The sequence below is a fragment of the Microcoleus sp. B7-D4 genome, assembly GCF_036705125.1.
Classification (GTDB): domain Bacteria; phylum Cyanobacteriota; class Cyanobacteriia; order Cyanobacteriales; family Microcoleaceae; genus Microcoleus.
The window spans coordinates 11255-24182 of record NZ_JAUBTT010000034.1 but is presented as its reverse complement, the minus strand read 5'-3'; the positions used below and the strand labels follow the sequence as shown (position 1 = coordinate 24182).

Annotated in this window: 13 protein-coding genes; 10 read left to right on the top strand and 3 right to left on the bottom strand. The window is 45.9% G+C overall.

Features of this window, described 5'->3' with window-relative positions; translation table 11 throughout:
- Positions 1–79: 79 nt before the first annotated feature.
- The 3 genes from QUB12_RS15480 to QUB12_RS15470 form a co-directional block, all read right to left on the bottom strand.
- Positions 80–1411: a DUF3086 domain-containing protein gene (locus tag QUB12_RS15480; RefSeq protein WP_333307450.1), complete on the bottom strand. Its 1332-nt coding sequence runs from the start codon at positions 1409–1411 to the stop codon at positions 80–82.
- A gap of 59 nt (positions 1412–1470) precedes the next feature.
- Complete coding sequence (locus QUB12_RS15475; protein ID WP_333307447.1) at positions 1471–1863, bottom strand: DUF3119 family protein; 393 nt, start codon at positions 1861–1863, stop codon at positions 1471–1473.
- A gap of 63 nt (positions 1864–1926) precedes the next feature.
- Entirely contained in the window at positions 1927–2721 is a 795-nt protein-coding gene (locus tag QUB12_RS15470) for an MlaE family lipid ABC transporter permease subunit (protein WP_333141018.1), read from the bottom strand.
- 186 nt (positions 2722–2907) lie between these two features.
- Between QUB12_RS15470 and QUB12_RS15465 the strand changes: the two genes are divergently transcribed.
- The 10 genes from QUB12_RS15465 to QUB12_RS15420 all read left to right on the top strand — a co-directional run bounded on the left by QUB12_RS15465 (position 2908) and on the right by QUB12_RS15420 (position 12904).
- Entirely contained in the window at positions 2908–3195 is a 288-nt protein-coding gene (locus tag QUB12_RS15465; protein WP_333141016.1) for a hypothetical protein, read from the top strand.
- Positions 3196–3449: 254 nt separating this feature from the next.
- On the top strand, positions 3450–3893 hold the full coding sequence (locus tag QUB12_RS15460; RefSeq protein WP_333141014.1) for an Hsp20/alpha crystallin family protein: 444 nt from the start codon (positions 3450–3452) through the stop codon (positions 3891–3893).
- A gap of 325 nt (positions 3894–4218) precedes the next feature.
- Positions 4219–4581, top strand: a complete 363-nt coding sequence (locus QUB12_RS15455; protein WP_333288112.1) for a hypothetical protein — start codon at positions 4219–4221, stop codon at positions 4579–4581.
- Between the two features lies 1 nt (position 4582).
- Positions 4583–4966 (top strand): hypothetical protein, encoded by a 384-nt coding sequence (locus QUB12_RS15450; RefSeq protein WP_333307444.1) that lies wholly within the window; start codon positions 4583–4585, stop codon positions 4964–4966.
- A gap of 128 nt (positions 4967–5094) precedes the next feature.
- Positions 5095–5457: a hypothetical protein gene (locus tag QUB12_RS15445; protein WP_333103896.1), complete on the top strand. Its 363-nt coding sequence runs from the start codon at positions 5095–5097 to the stop codon at positions 5455–5457.
- Position 5458: 1 nt separating this feature from the next.
- A complete protein-coding gene (locus QUB12_RS15440) occupies positions 5459–5842 on the top strand; it encodes a hypothetical protein (protein ID WP_333141006.1) in 384 nt (127 codons plus the stop codon).
- A 128-nt stretch (positions 5843–5970) separates the two neighbouring features.
- Entirely contained in the window at positions 5971–6333 is a 363-nt protein-coding gene (locus tag QUB12_RS15435) for a hypothetical protein (RefSeq protein WP_333141004.1), read from the top strand.
- Positions 6326–6721 carry a hypothetical protein gene (locus QUB12_RS15430; protein ID WP_333307441.1) on the top strand — a complete coding sequence of 132 codons (396 nt, stop codon included), beginning with the start codon at positions 6326–6328 and terminating at the stop codon, positions 6719–6721. Before QUB12_RS15435 ends, QUB12_RS15430 begins: the two co-directional genes overlap by 8 nt.
- Positions 6722–7068: 347 nt before the next feature.
- The gene (locus tag QUB12_RS15425) at positions 7069–7470 is read left to right on the top strand and encodes a fasciclin domain-containing protein (RefSeq protein ID WP_006634220.1); all 402 of its coding nucleotides are present in this window, start codon (positions 7069–7071) and stop codon (positions 7468–7470) included.
- A gap of 331 nt (positions 7471–7801) precedes the next feature.
- Complete coding sequence (locus tag QUB12_RS15420) at positions 7802–12904, top strand: PAS domain S-box protein (RefSeq protein WP_333307438.1); 5103 nt, start codon at positions 7802–7804, stop codon at positions 12902–12904.
- Positions 12905–12928: the final 24 nt, after the last annotated feature.

Sequence of the window (12928 nt, the reverse complement as noted above, 5' to 3'; positions counted from 1 at the left end):
AATTTCCCTCTGAGTTTCTTCAGTCCGCGCAGGCGGACGAAAGTTTGTATAGCAGCGAATTATATTCGCCCGGACTTGCTCAAAAATCCTTAGCAGTCGTCAAAGTTTGCGGATCGGCAGCAAAGGCCAGCCATAACGGAAATTGCAGGATTGACAAACTAATTAAATCCTCAGTTTCATCAATGACAATTAGTGGCAATTTACCATCTTTCACCAGTCGATCGGCTTTTTGAGCCAAAGCCTCCGCAGACTCAAACATAATAATCCCCCTTTCCGGGCCAAAATCGCTGCGAGTAATGCCCAAACAGTCCTGCAAACCCCGGCGCCACTCTCCCAAACGTTCGGGACTGTTGGCGAGCACCAAAGTCCGCACCCGTCCGCCGTAGACGCTTCTGAGTACAGAAATAATTGTCGAAGTAATCAAGATATTTTGCAAGCGCGAACCCATAGTCCGCAAAGCACCCCTTCCTCCTTGAGTGAAAAACCAGTTAGAAACTCGTTCTGCGTGGATGGGTTCAAAAGTGCGGCGGAGTTGCCAAGGCGGGCCGTAGTAGTCGGGGACAGTACGGTATTGATCGAGGGTGCGGCGAATTTGTTTGGCTTGTTCTTGAAATCCCTGTTCGGCAAATTTGGGATTTACCGGTGCTGAGGATTGAGACTCCTCAGCAGCAGTTCGCTGTGGTGTCTCTTGCACTGGCGGTGTCAAATCTAAGAGTTCTGCGGTGGCGGCCAAATCCTGCAAACTCCCTACTAAATAGTCTTTGAAACCCTGAACTCGAATTGCTAAATCTTGGGAAACGCCGGCAAAAGTGGTTCGCATTTCCTTCTGAATTCGATCGCGCCGGCGTTCTAGTTTTTCTACTTCGATTTGTAGCGCTTGTTTGCGCTGATCTAGTTGAATCAAGCCGTCTTGTACCAAACGCCCGATCGATGCTTGAGCCTGGCCCAACGCTTCTATAGCATTGGCTTTGTCGGCTTCCAATGCGGCAATTTTTTCAGTCAAAGCTTGTTCTTGCTGCTGCAATTCTTGGACTCTCTCTGCCAACTGTTCGGTAACATTTTCTGGGATGTGCGTTACCGTTTCTGGGATTGCTGTTGGCTGGGAGTCTGTGGGAGGATCGATTTGAGCGATCGGACTTTCTGATTCGGCCTCGTCGGTGTTGGATCCAATTTGGGCGAGTGCGCCTGCTTCGTCCACGAATTGGGCGATTTCGGCATCTTCCTCGTCCAGCGGCGGGTCTGTTTCTGCCGGGAGTTGGGCGGGCAGTTCATTTTCGTCGATCCACAAATCTCGTGTTTGAGATAGAAGTTGGTACTCTGTCTCATTCACGGGTAAATCGACTTCGCCGTCACCGCTTGGGGCGGCTGGTTGTGGTTGCGGTTCTTGGGTTGGAGATTCGTCTGAATTCATGGGAAATTTTGTTCGGCGTGGGGCACGGAAAAGTTAAAAATTAAAAATTAACAACTTTTTTAGTCTTGACGGGGACAGCGCTGTTCTAAGCAGGTCTGTAGCATTTTACGATCGAATAGAACCGGCAGAAAGTGAATGCTGTTAATTTCTTTGAAATAGAACAAAATCGGCACCGCAGGCCAAAATATCCGCCAATTTTGCCATTCTCGGTAAGGAAAGCGGCGGATTAAGTTGGACGATCGATAAATATCCAAATCTGTTGGGGTAAATTGCAGCCGGATGGTGGCGGCTTGGTACATCAGAAACAAGCCGAACAGCGAAAGTGGCAAACTTGCCCACTTCTGCACGAACAGCAGCGCTAGGCCCGCCAGTACCAGGACTAGGGGAATGGCATAACTCGGGGCGAGTTCGATCGTACTTGTCGGCGCAGTCGAAGAAGCAGTTGTAGTCACGGGTTTAAATCAAGGGTAGTAAACGAATGTTGCCAATTATTCATATTTTATCCGTTTCCTAGCTTACAGGCCTTTGAGTACGCTAGAGCCCGTCCCCTGAAACATCAGCCAAGTCAGGAAAAAGTTCACAATAAAAATAGCCAGTAAAGCCGTCACCACCGCCGTAGTAGTCGATTGGCCGACGCCTTTTGCCCCGCCGGTGGTGGTCAAACCCCAGCTAGTGCCGATTACAGCAATCAAACCACCGAATACAAAAGCCTTAATTGCCGCGCTGCAAATATCCCACAGACTCAGGAAATTGCGGACTGATTCTAAAAACACGCTTTGAGAGATGCCGTACATCGTCGTAGCAATCAGCAGTCCGCCCGCGACGCCGGTGACGAGACACATGATAGTTAAAATTGGCAGCATCAAGCAGCAAGCAAGGACGCGGGGAATTACTAAATAGTCGATCGGGTCTGTTCTGAGCATCAGCAGGGCATCTATCTGTTCTGTTACCTGCATCGTGCCGATTTCCGCTGCAAAAGCCGAACCTACCCGTCCCGTCACGATTACGGCTGTTAAGACGGGGCCGAGTTCGCGCGTCAAAGACAAAGCCAAAACGCCACCGACGACATTGCCTGCACCGAGGTTAATAAACTCCCTCGCTACCTGAATAGTAAATACCATGCCGACAAAACCCGCAGTCAGCAAAGCAATCAGCAGAGATTCCGGGCCGACTGCTGCCATTTGGTCGAGGGTGTTGCGGCGGTGAATTTTGCCCCTCAGCAAGTGCAGCATGACTTGGCCGCCCAATAAAGCTGCTGCCAGCAACCGCTGACTCCACAAACTGAGGCTGGAAGATGTAGTGGTGCTCAAGGGGATTTCGAGTATAGAACAACTGCCAAAAATGAAATTTATCTACAAATCTTAAACAAGTTTTTTCTCTAACATTTAAGATTTCTGACAGAACCGGCCACTGAGGGCGATCGCTGCCTATCGTAGAAAAGGACAAGTTTTGTTTGCTTGTACCTTTCGGCAGTTTAGCTGAATTTACTGACTCTTATGAGCATTTTTCCCAATTTTCTTCGCTCTGTACTGCTGACGGGCCTGTTGAGCTTTGTCGCCCCCGTATTGTTAATCGGCGCAGGATTGACTAGCTTTTCGCTGATTGGCTTCGTGCCTGCTCTCCAAGGAGTTGGTCGTTCTGGAGAAGAGCTGATTTTGCAGTTCTTAGCTACTTTCGGCAGCGGCTGTCCCCTCCAGGGTTTTTTCGTTATCGGTCTAACTTTTGGTTTGGTGGGTGCTTTGTTTGATACCTACGCTTCTTATCAGCATTCGCGGTGGAGTTAATCGAACCTTCGATTTTAGATTTTAGATGGGAATTCCTCGCTCGAATCTAAAATCTAAAATTGCTGGGTTCCGGTTGGATCGGATACCCGCCCCTTTTGATGATTTTACAATATCGATCGCGAATGTTCGGAAATGCGATCGGCCTTTTTGCGGAAAACCGACTCCCCCAGTTTCGGGAGCTGGAATATATTAAATACAAGTTGAGTCAAGTGTTTCTCAACCCCTAAAAACTTCAGATAGTCGAGGTATTAGTTATGGCACTTATTCGTTGGGAACCTTTGCGGGAAATGGACTCCTTGCAGCGAGAAATGAATCGGTTGTTTGATAGCTTGACTCCGGCAACCGATCGCGCATCTAACGGTGTTGCTTTTGTACCCCCCGCCGAACTCGATGAAACTCCCGAAGCAATCCACCTTAAATTAGAAGTTCCAGGCATGGAAGCTAAGGATTTGGACGTACAAGTAACCGCCGAAGCTGTTGCTATCAGTGGCGAACGCCGTCTGGAAACTAAGAGTGAAGATAAAGGCATGACTCGCTCTGAGTTCCGCTACGGTTCGTTTCGCCGGGTGATTCCCCTACCCGCACGGGTTCAAAATGACAGCGTACAAGCTGAGTACAAAAATGGAGTTTTGCACCTGAATTTGCCCAAAGCGGAAGCGGAAAAGAACCGCGTGGTTAAAGTTCAAATCGGTGGCTAATAATTGTTTCCTACTTTAGTTAGTTAATTAGTAGGGGGGCGCAAGGCACCCCCTATTTGTTTTGGGAATTGATTATTGGTCATTGGGAATTGATAATTGGGCCGAAAAGCATTGGGCATTGCGAGTTTGAGGAATGATCTTTCCTTCTTCCTTCTTCCGACTTCCCTCGGACTGACATCCGTTACATCCGTTACATCCGTTACATAATCCGTTGCCGAACTTCTTCCTTCTTCCTTCTTCCTTCTTCCGTTACATCCTCAGAAAGCGAATCCGTTGCCGAACTTCCTTGTTCCCATTCTTCAACCGTGCTAAACTCAAAAAGGCAATGGTTGGTGAGGAGACTTGCGTGCCGAGTCAGGGAGTTGGAGGAAATGGAATTGCATCTGAGTTTGGAGACTTAACCGGGATGACTCGCGAAGAAGTCGATGATTTTTTGCGCGGATTGGGTGCTAAGGTAAAAATTTCTTCAGGAAATTATGTTGAATACAAATTTTCTGACAGGTCAAAAGTCATCATCCGCACTAATAGTGAAGTTGTTCGCCTGCGGGCACCGCGATATGGCTCAGATGGTAGAAGAATAAACTGGGGTTTGCGTCTTGACAAAGATGGTAGCGTACTCCAAACACGCGATGAATTTGGCAATCAGATTCCTGATACGCACATTACTGGAGAAAAAGTGAGTAATTAATATGCCTGATGACTACAACTTGCTTAATTTAGGTGGACTTACATCCCTCGTGAAAAATGTCAATGTGTCTTTGTGGGGGAATGAAGTATTACTGGAATGTATCTACGATCCTACAGGCGCTCAATTGCCTTACTCTTTAGTTTTTCAAGACTGCCGAGAAATTATGTGGGAGGTGCATGATGAAGAGGAAGTAAAAGAACCATTAGCTGATTTGATTGGTTTTCATTTGGGTGAAAACGCGCACCGGAAAGCAGCTTTGATTCATACTGATATTTTTGAAATTTCTATTTTGTACGGCAGTTTTAGCATTCACAAGGGAGAAAACCTAAATGCTGAAGATTTAGAGACAGAGGTTTTGGTATCACCAGCGCAAGCAGTCGTTTAGTAATTTCGATTGTAGCTGTGAGATTTTAGATAAAAGACTGGGAAATGAGTTGATAAACAGAGGTTTTGGTATCACAAGCGTATTGCGTAGCTACTTGCAAAAGGTAATGTGCTAAACTCGAAAAGGCAATGGTTGGTGAGGAGACTTGCGTGCCGAGTCAGGGAGTTGGAGGAAATGGAATTGCATCTGAGTTTGGAGACTTAACCGGGATGACTCGCCAAGAAGTCGATGACTTTTTGCGCGGACTGGGTGCAGAAATCAGAACTACTGACGGGGGTTATCTTGAATACGAATTTGCCGATCGTTCGCGAGTCAATATCCGTCCTGATGGTGAAGTTGTACGCACCCCAGCTCCCAGATACGGTTCAGATGGCCGAAAAATAAACAAAGGTTTGCGTCTTGACAAAGATGGCAGCTTGGTCAAAACACGCGATGAATTTGGCAATAAGATTCCTGGGACGCACAATACTGGAGAAAAAGTGAGTAATTAATATGCCCGATGACTACAACTTGCTTAATTTAGGTGGACTTACATCCCTCATCACAAATGTCAATGTGTCTTTGTGGGGAAATGAAATTTTATTTGAATGTATTTACGATCCGACAGGCGATCGATTGCCTTATAGCATAGTATTTCATGACTGCCGAGACATCAGTTGGGAGGTGTTCCATCCTGAAGATGTCAAAGATCCTGAAGCTGATTTGATTGGTTTTCATTTAGGTGAAGACGCGCACCGGAAAGCAGCTTTAATTCATACTGATATTTTTGAAATTTCTATTTTGTACGGCAGTTTTAGCATTCACAAGGGAGAAAACCTAAATGCTGAAGATTTAGAGACAGAGGTTTTGGTATCACCAGCGCAAGCAGTCGTTTAGTAATTTCGATTGTAGCTGTGAGATTTTAGATAAAAGACTGGGAAATGAGTTGATAAACAGAGGTTTTGGTATCACAAGCGTATTGCGTAGCTACTTGCAAAAGGTAATGTGCTAAACTAGAAAAGGCAATGGTTGGTGAGGAGACTTGTGTGCCGGGTCAGGGAGTTGGAGGAAATGGAATTGCATCTGAGTTTGGAGACTTAACCGGAATGAATCGCCAAGAAGTCGATGACTTTTTGCGCGGACTGGGTGCAGAAATCAGAACTACTAGAGAGGGTTATGTTGCATATAAATTTTTTGATAAGTCAACAGTAATGATCCGTCCTAACGGTGAAGTGATTAGAACGGCTGCACCGAAATATGGATCAGATGGAAGAAATATCAACAAAGGTTTGCGTCTCGATAGAGATGGTAAATTATTGCGGACGAGAGACGAATTTGGTAATTTAATTCCAGGTACTCACAATACGGGAGAAAAATTAAATGAGTGATTGGAAGGATGACTATAACTTGCTTGGATTGGGTGGTTTTACATCTTTAATCACAAAAGTCAACCTATCTTTATGGGGAAACGAAGTATTAATTGAATGCGTCTACAATCCAGAAGAAAGATTGCCTTATATGCTGGCCTTCAAAGACTGTCGCGATATCAGTTGGACTGTACACGATGAAGAGGCAGTTAGCGAACTGGAAGCTGAATTCTTCGGAATTTCTTTGGGCGAGCCGGAACACCGCAAGCCTGCGGTGATTACTACAGACATTTTTGAAATTTCAATTTTGTACGGCAGTTTTAGCATTCACAAGGGAGAAAACCTCAATGCTCAAGTAGCAGATTTAGAAACCGAGGTTTTGGTATCACAATCGCCAGCAGTCTTGTAGCACTTGAAAAGCACCGCGCCGTTAAATTGCCAAGCGGTTAGTAATATTATATCTGGGAAAATAACTATTACAGGACTTACGCACTCCGACTCCTAGAAACTGGGTTTTTTACCTAATCGGCGGGTTTTAACGAAGTATTTTCGTAAAAAACTGGGTTTCTGGGCCCCCATGCGTAAGTCCTATATTATTAGGTTTGTAGTGAGGACTTCAGTCCTCATCAAAAATCTGAGGATTGAAGTCCTCACTACAAAAGAATTACCAATTTTTCAAAAAAGACACTAGGTATTGTTGCCCGCCTCAGTTTACGATACTTAATAGAACTTTTTTCCCAGATGAGGTAAAACACAATGCCTGATATTGTTGATATTGCCGTAGGTGCGGGTTCGTTCCAAACCCTCGTAACAGCCGTGCAAGTAGCTAATTTAGTAGATGCCCTCAAAAGTCCGGGCCCTTTTACTGTCTTTGCACCCACTGACGATGCTTTTGCGAAATTGCCGCCGGGAACTATCACAACCCTAGTGCAGAACGTTCCCCAACTGACTAGGATTTTGATGTTTCATGTCGTCTCCGGCAAGTTTATGAAGGCGGATTTGGCAAAACTCGGTTTTGTTACTTCCTTGGAAGGTTCGCCGATTAAAATTGATTGTTCTGACGGTTTTGAGGTGAAAAATGCTACAGTTGTCGCTGCGGATATCGAAGCTGATAACGGCGTCATCCATGTGATCGATAATGTGATTTTAATGGGGTAGTTTCACCGTCCATTGATTTTCGATTTTCGATTTTTGATTGACTCAACACATGAATTTGAGGGTTTGAACTTTGATCTAAAATTTTTTGAGTTCGATCAAGGAAGTCGGAGCTTGCATCTGTTTTTGGGTGTGAGCTTAAGTGTCGCAGCGGGAGCGAGAGCTTGCATTGAGCAATGTCTCTTTGCTCCCGATCGCACGCTTTTTTATCGGTTGAAGGTAATTTAAATATAAAACCGTTGTCTTTTCGGCGGATATATTTTAAGATGATTGTTTACAAAAATTTGAAAATCAATAATTATTATAATATAAGCAAACCAGCGTGGTGAGCACTATGCAAATCCTAGCCGCCAGCCTCAAAGCAAAAGTCCGCCAGCGTACCTTGGAACTGCAAGTTCTCAACGAACTTACTGCAAAAGTTCAAGCCGCTCTCAGTGCTGATGAAATTTGGTCTGCGTGTCTGGCACATCTCGATCGCCTCATTCCCACAGAGACGATCGCAATTTTGACGCTACCGGACGATCGACTATACCTGCAACACTTACAGCCCTTAACTGCTGGCGCCAAAGCCGAAATTGAAGGGCGCTTGCAAGCTGCTGGCGCTGAATGGCTCGCCGGCAATCGGGAGTGGGCGCACAACATCGCTCCGCCACCAATTGCTGAGTTTCAGTCGGTCTTGATGGCACCAGCCAACCCAGATGAAAGTGAAGAATTGTTGGGAGTATTTTTCATTGGTGCAGAGCAGCCAACTGCTTTTAATTTGGAACACCTTTGTTTGCTCCACACGGTCGCTCAAATTTGTGCAAAACAGTTAAATATTCTAGCAACTAAAACGACCAGTGTCAAGGCTCAACTTCAAAATAATTTTGCTCTGGATTCGGCAAGTCAAGAACTATTGTTGCGGGCTGTAATGGACGAGGCTCCGGACAGAGTTTTTGCGAAAGATAGAAACTTTAGATACATTTTTGTCAATCAAAGTTTTGCTGAATATGTGGGCAAAAATGTTGCGGAAATTATCGGCAAAGATGATATTGAATTAGGGTTTTGTGCCGAATTAGTATTTGGCGATCGCAACGGCAAAATTAGGGGCATCCGCGAGGAAGATCGAGCTGTGCTGGCTGGGGAGAGGGTTCGCAATCCCTACCAGGCGATCGTCTTTGAAGGTGGCAAACAGCACATCTTTGACACGCAAAAAGTGCCACTGTGCGATGCAGAGGGTAATATATTTGGGGTTTTGGGTTTTTCTAGAGAGATTGGTCAATTGCAGGCCACAGATGAAGCCAGGAATCAAAGCCAAGCCCAACTGCAAAAAATTACTGCTAGCGTACCCGGTACGGTATATCAAATTGACTTGCATCCAGACGGCTCAATGGTCTTCTCGTTTGTGAGCGCGGGCTGCCGAGAATTGTATGAAATAGAACCAGAGGCTGCTCAGCAGAATTTTAATGTAATTGTTGACATGATTCATCCCGAAGATCGAGATGATTTTCTCAACTCGGTGACGCTTTCTGCTGAAAATTTGCAGCCTTGGCGCTGGGAAGGAAGAATTGTCACTCCGTCAGGAAAACTTAAATGGGTGCAAGGAGCTTCCCAGCCCGAATTTCAAGCATCGGGGGAGATAGTTTACTACGGCTTGTTCACAGATATTAGCGCCCGGAAACAAGCTGAACGGAAGCTGCAACTTTATCAACAAATCTTTTTGAAATCCAACGATGCGATCGCGATCTTAGACGCCCAAGGCTATTACTTAGAAACAAATCAAGCTCACACGGCTTTGCTGGGCCACAGTTCGTCTAAATTGTGGGGAAAAACCCCGGCAACTCACATGGGAGAACAGGGATTTGCCTCGGTAATGCAAAGCTTGGCAGAAACTAGGAGTTACCGAGGCGAAATGACCTTTATTAAGGCTGTGCAAGAAGGAACAGTTGAGGTCGAGGTTTCGGCTTTTGCGGTTTTAAATGATGCTGGGGATGTAGTTTGTTATGTAAGTGTCAAAAGAGACATCAGCGAACGCAAGCGAGCTGAGGAAAAACTAAAACTTTACCGAGAAATATTTTTAAACTCCAACGATGCGATCGTCATTATCGATGCTGACGGGTTTTTCGTCGAACAAAATCTTGCTCACCAAACACTTCTAGGATACACAGACGCGGAATTAGAAGCAGAAGCTTCGCCGCTGGTTGCGGGGGAGCGCTTTTTGGCAATTGCCCAAAGTTTAGCAAAAACAGGAAGTTTTCGGGGCGAAATTACTAACTCCACTAAAGGCGGCCAGACGCTGGCGATCGACGTTGCGGCATACTCTGTGATTAACAACGCCGACGATGTAATTTGTCATGTCTGCGTCAAGCGCGACATTACCGAACGCAAAAAAGGAGAAGAAGAACGGCAAAAATTTGTGTCGCTGATTGAAAACAGCAGCGATTTTATCGGTATGGCTACCCTGAAAGGCCAAACGCTGTTTGTCAACGAAGCCGGACGAAAACTGGTGGGTGTAGAGAATCTTTTGGGAGTGCTTTATACGGAGATATGGGATTATATTGGGCCCTATTTTCAACAGAAATTCAGTCAAGAGATTTTACCAACAATTATCAGTCATGGCCAGTGGCAAGGCGAAGGTCAAATGCAGCACTTGGCCACCGGACAACCCATTGATGTTGTGATGAATGCTTTTCTGGTCAAGCACCCTCAAACCACCGAACCGCTGTGCTTTGCTGCGGTAATTCGCGATGTCACCGAACGCAAGCAAGCTGAGAGAAGGCTGCGCGAACAAGCAGAACAAGAACGGCTGGTTTCGGCGATCGCCCAGCGAGTCCGGCAGTCTCTCAACCTCACTCAAACTCTGAGCACTGCTGTACAAGAAGTGCGGCAGTTGCTGGCAACTGACCGCACGATAATTTATCGTTTTGATTCCGAGGAAACAGCGGTTGTTGTTGTGGAATCTGTAGGGGATGATTGGATGCCCCTGCTGGGCAGAAAAGTTCAAAGAACATCCTTTGGGGAAAATTTTGTATGGCTGTACAGTCCAGGAACAATTCAAGCAATGGCAGATATTTATACGGCCAATTTGAGCGAGGAACACCGAGATTTACTCGCTAGTTTGCAGGTAAGGGCTAATTTAGTTGTACCAATTTTTATAGGCGATGAAAGTCAGGGTTTGGCAGCAGAATATTCGCCTGAAACTCGAAGTGAACTGCCGGGAAGGAGTTTGGAAACGAGTCAAAATCGGTTGTGGGGATTGCTGATTGCCCATCAGTGCAGCGCTCCGCGGGTTTGGACTGATTCTGAGATGGATTTGCTGGGAAGGTTGAGCGTGCAGTTGGCGATCGCCATTCAGCAATCTACTCTTTTTGAACAAGCGCAGCAGGCACGAGAAGCAGCCCTAGAAGCGTCTCGAATGAAGTCGCTATTTTTAGCAAATATGAGTCACGAAATCCGTACTCCGATGAATGGAGTGATGGGGATGACAGATTTGCTGCTGAAAACGAATCTTACTCCCGAACAGCTTGACTTTGTACAGACGCTGAAACTCAGCGGTCAAAATTTACTCTCCATCATTAACGATATTCTGGATCTCTCCAAACTGGAAGCCGGAGAAATGCGCTTAGAAATACTAGAATTTAACCTCAGTATCTGTATGAATGAAGTGCTGGATTTGTTGGCAACTCCCGCACAAGAAAAAGGTATAGAAGTGGTGGCACTGATTGACAGTGACGTGCCGGTGCAAATTAAAGGTGATGCAGCGCGGTTGCGGCAAATACTCACTAATTTGATCAACAATGCTATTAAGTTTACAGAAGCAGGAGAAGTGGTAATTGAGGTTGCTAATGCTAGTAATCCTGAGTTATTGGCAGCCACCGATAATCAGAGAATTTTAGAGAATATCGAGCCGTTGAAAATAGAAAACAGTGACTTTATGCTCCTGCTGTTTAAAGTAACAGATACAGGAATTGGGATTGCTCCCGAAGACAAAAAAAAGCTGTTTCAATCTTTTACTCAAGTTGATGCCTCTACGACAAGAAAATACGGTGGCACAGGTTTGGGGCTGGCTATTTCTAAGCAGTTGGTGGAATTAATGGGTGGGCAAATCGGTGTGGAAAGTACCCCTGGCAAAGGCTCGACTTTTTGGTTTACTGTGCCGACAGTTACGGAAAATTTAACTGCTGTCGGGACAGCGTGCGAAGTGAATTTTGAAACGGTGCTGGCGGGGCGAAAAATGTTAGTTGCCAGCGACAAGCCGACTGTGCGAAAAGTGCTAGTGAGAATGGCTGTTTTGTGGGGAATGGAAGTTGAGGAGGTGGAAAACGGTTGGATGACGATCGCATCTCTGTACAAAGCTGTTAGCGTTAATTCCCCTTACGATATCGTTTTGGTTGATATTCAGTTGCCGGAAATGGTGGCCGGAAGTCTCGAACGCTTGAGGATTTCTGAGCCGGCAATGCAGCAGACGCATTGGGTGGTGCTGACTTCAATGACTCAGCTTGCAGAGGCGAAACGCTTGGTAGATAGCGGTTTTAGCGGGTATTTAACTAAACCTGTGAAAGCTCACCGACTATTTGATTGCTTGGCGAATGCGATCGCCCCGATGACGCTGATTGATGAGTCGCAGGCAAATTCAACGTCGAATCGAGCCTCAGCTATTGACAACCGGGAGTTAGCAAGTTTAAAGATTTTGTTAGTTGAAGATACTCCAATCAATCAAAAAGTTGGTCTCAATCAACTTAGAGTTTTGGGATGCACTGCGGATGTCGCGAATAACGGCGCAGAGGCGCTATCTATGGTTGCTCAGAAAAAGTATGACATTGTGTTGATGGACTGTCAGATGCCGGTTTTGGACGGTTACGAAGCAACGCTGGAATTGCGCCGCCGGGAAGCGGCAGATGCTGCTGGGAAGATGGAACCACATCAAAAGACGGTGGTGATTGCGATGACGGCGAATGCTTTGAAGGGCGATCGGGAAAAGTGTCTGGCGGCGGGCATGGACGATTATATTAGCAAACCTATTGCGATCGAAAAGTTAAAATCGGTACTAGCAAATTGGTCGGTCAAACTAAAAATTGGAAATCCCAAGTTTAAGGCCGAGGAACTTCAAAACTCTGAACCAGATATCGAATCGGTAGTCGATATGGCACGTTTGCACGAAATTTCGGGGGCTGATGTAGAGTTTGAGCGGGAAATACTGCAAACTTTTGTGGTGGATACTGCTAGTTATTTAGAAGCTGCTAAGGGGGCGATCGCCTTGGGAGATATGGAGACACTCGCCCGCCACGCTCATCAAATTAAAGGTGTCAGCGCTACGGCGGCGGTGCGGTTAATGCCCGATATGGCAGATCGGCTTCAAAGTCTGGCTGAATCTAATGATTTGGAGGGGGCTACAAAAATCATTGCTGAATTAGAAATAATTCTGGCGAGGGTTCAAAAGTTTGTGGCTACCGAGTAGTCAATTTTATTGTGCACCGGGCCC